Raw genomic sequence first — 2,073 nt, forward strand, 5'->3', positions numbered from 1 at the left:
ATATGCCGCGGTAGTCACCAAGGAAGGTCTGCGGATAAATCTGACCGCGGCCGGGCTGGTAGTCGAGAAGCACGGTAAGCGACAAGCTGAGGCCGTTCAGGCGTTGTAGCGCCACGGCATAAGGGCATCGATTTCGCTACTGGGCCAGCCATTTGCAAGGCGCTCGAGCGTCTGCGTCAGCCAGGCCTGGGGATCGACAGAATTCATCTTTACAGTCTGCAGCAGCGTCGCGATTGTCGCCCATGTCCTGCCGCCACCATCACTGCCAGCGAAGAGGCTATTTTTTCTTGTAATCGCCTGCGGTCTGATCGCTCGCTCGATTATGTTGGAGTCGATCTCGACACGGCCGTCGGTCAGGAAGCGTTCGAAGACGTCACGACGCTTGATCGAGTACCGTAGAGCTTCAGCGAGTTTGGATTTGCCTGATACTCGCGGCAAAGTCGCCTGCCACAGAGTGAAGAGGTCACGGACGATCGCCGCCGAGCGTTCTTGTCGGGCTGCGACACGCGCCTCAGGGCTTTGGCCACGGACTGTATCCTCTATTTCCCAGAGCGTTGCCATTCGCTCGACTGTCTCTGTGGCGACCCTGGAGCTTTTGGCGACATGCAATTCATAGAATTTGCGACGACTATGCGCCCAGCAACCAGCCAGAATAACGCCGTCGTTGCCGCCGTCCCTGCGGACAAGCTTGCTGTAGGCCCCGTACCCGTCAACCTGCAGAATCCCGCGATAGCCGCTGAGGTGCCGTGCCACGCAATCGGTCGCCCGACTGTCTTCGAAGCGATAGGCCACCATCGGCGGACCGTTGCCTCCAAATGGTCGGTCATCCCTGGCATACGCCCATAGCCATGCGGTTTTCGCCGACCCGGACCCAGGCGCAAGCGTCGGCAGGGTCTCCGAAGCTACCGGCGTCAACGCAAACGACCTTCAGTTGGAACGGCCGCACCCGCAAGTACTGCTGCGCGGCAAAGGGCGCAGAGACCGCGTCATCCCCATTCCTCAGGATCTGGCGAGAGCACTGACAGCCTTGTTGGCCGAACACGCAATCGCAAACCACGAGCCGCGACCTATATTCGTCGGCGCCCGCAACGAGCGCCTGACGCGCTTCGGAGCAACCCACATCGTGCGGCGAGCTGTGGCCCAGGCCGTGACCATCAGGCCGGCCTTGGCCCAAAAACCTATATCGCCTCACATCTTCCGACACTCACTGGCCATGAAGCTCCTCCAGTCGGGCGTTGACCTTCTGACGATCCAAGCCTGGCTCGGGCACGCACAGGTCGCTACAACCCATCGCTATGCCGCCGCCGATGTCGAGATGATGCGTAAAGGTCTCGAGAAGGCTGGAGTCGCCGGCGATCTTGGCGTCCGCTTCCGACCAAATGACGCCGTGCTGCAACTGCTGAACAGCATCTAAGTATTATGTGGCGGAGAATTCCAGATTAGACCGGCCTCGGCCGGCGCAGGGACGGATCCGCCACATAATCTCGCCCGACACATAAGAACGGATCACTGCCAGCATCTCGAACCAGCGACAGCAAGCTATCAGGCCCCTTACGAAAGTCGATTGGATGGCTCGCGAGGAAGACTTTGACGCCTGACGGGATCATGCTGAAAGTACCGCCCGGATCACCCGTTGCAGGTGCGCCGCGTCAACATCCGATCCGGCCCGGATAACAACATCGCCGATGACAACATCAATCACCGAATTTGAGCCGCCAGAACCGGCTTGCGTGCAAACAGCGGCTCCGGACGACGCGGATCGCTGTCGCTCCCGAGCATCGCGACGCCAGCCAAATAACTGCGATGGATGAATTCCAATGCGATGTGCGATCGCTGAAACACTGGCACCCGGTTCCATCGCCTCTGCAACAGCATGTTCTTTGAATTCATCCGACCAACGTCGGCGGAACTGCCTTGGAGCGCCTTCCAGGCGCTCAGGGACAGCCTCGATCATATGGAAGTTTCTGGTTCCAGAGCCAGGCGCAGACATAGAAGCTCACAGTTTGTGAATCGTCTATCTGCAATACAGCCGCACGCTCTAACTACGCCAGATGGGGTCAGCTTGCCGCTTAC

At 59.4% G+C, this 2,073-nt stretch carries 2 protein-coding genes and 1 pseudogene; 1 reads left to right on the forward strand and 2 read right to left on the reverse strand.

Annotation, left to right across the window (positions count from 1 at the left end):
• Positions 1-96 precede the first annotated feature (96 nt).
• Positions 97-894, reverse strand: a pseudogene (tnpC, locus tag RS75_RS24925) (IS66 family transposase); the annotation flags it as partial.
• Positions 895-931: 37 nt separating this feature from the next.
• Between tnpC and RS75_RS26105 the strand changes: the two are divergent.
• Positions 932-1,414, forward strand: coding sequence for a tyrosine-type recombinase/integrase (locus RS75_RS26105; RefSeq protein WP_234704338.1), 483 nt, complete (start codon positions 932-934; stop codon positions 1,412-1,414).
• Between the two features lie 189 nt (positions 1,415-1,603).
• Here the strand turns inward: RS75_RS26105 and RS75_RS26110 are convergent, their stop codons facing one another.
• Complete coding sequence (locus tag RS75_RS26110) at positions 1,604-1,954, reverse strand: transposase (RefSeq protein WP_234704339.1); 351 nt, start codon at positions 1,952-1,954, stop codon at positions 1,604-1,606.
• Between the last annotated feature and the right edge of the window lie 119 nt (positions 1,955-2,073).

The sequence above is a fragment of the Rhizobium nepotum 39/7 genome (assembly GCF_000949865.1).
Classification (GTDB): Bacteria; Pseudomonadota; Alphaproteobacteria; order Rhizobiales; family Rhizobiaceae; genus Agrobacterium; species Agrobacterium nepotum.

Bases quoted from the DNA above. Each gene is read 5' to 3' on its own strand.
- RS75_RS26110 (WP_234704339.1), bottom strand. From the start codon at position 1,954: ATGATCGAGGCTGTCCCTGAGCGCCTGGAAGGCGCTCCAAGGCAGTTC.